We start from the raw sequence: 562 nt of genomic DNA on the forward strand, positions 1-562 counted from the left end.
AAATCCATGAATTCGTAGAAGGTACGATCGTTGTTTGCCGCAAGCGACATTAACGTGGTGATCTCTTCTTCAAGCTCTTCAATACGCTGACGCTGGCGATTCATTTGAATATGCACCAACGAAACCGTACCTAAATCCGAATGTGGAAAAGACAGACGATCCACCAGCTCAGGGCGCTCAACAAAAAAGTCAGGGTGATCTTTTAGGTATTCAGCCACCACTTCTGCCGTTAATGCGTCAGCTTCAACTTGAGACAAACCGTTTCCTTTTTCTTTGACTAGCACGACAGTTGACCATCAAATACGTGAGTAGCAGGACCTGTCATAAAGAGTGGTTTACCCGGGCCTTGCCAAGAAATATGCAGCTCACCACCAGGTAGCGATACTTTCACACTCTCATCCAAAAGTCCTTGCAAAATACCCACAGCCACCGCGCCACATGCGCCGCTACCACAAGCTTGTGTTTCACCTGCGCCGCGCTCGTAAACTCGAAGACGAATGTGGTCACGACTCACCACTTGCATAAAGCCAGCGTTCACACGTTCAGGGAAGCGTTCGTGTGA

Annotated in this window: 2 protein-coding genes; both read right to left on the reverse strand. The window is 48.6% G+C overall.

What is annotated here, in order from left to right; all coding sequences use genetic code 11:
* A partial coding sequence (locus R7Q11_RS28380; protein WP_225467255.1) for a DUF484 family protein occupies positions 1-284 on the reverse strand: 284 nt, incomplete at its 3' end.
* Positions 278-562, reverse strand: a 285-nt coding sequence (dapF, locus tag R7Q11_RS28385) for a diaminopimelate epimerase (RefSeq protein ID WP_225467256.1), incomplete at its 5' end; no start/stop codon positions are given. The genes R7Q11_RS28380 and dapF, both read right to left, overlap by 7 nt.

Source organism: Vibrio sp. 970, from assembly GCF_033339075.1.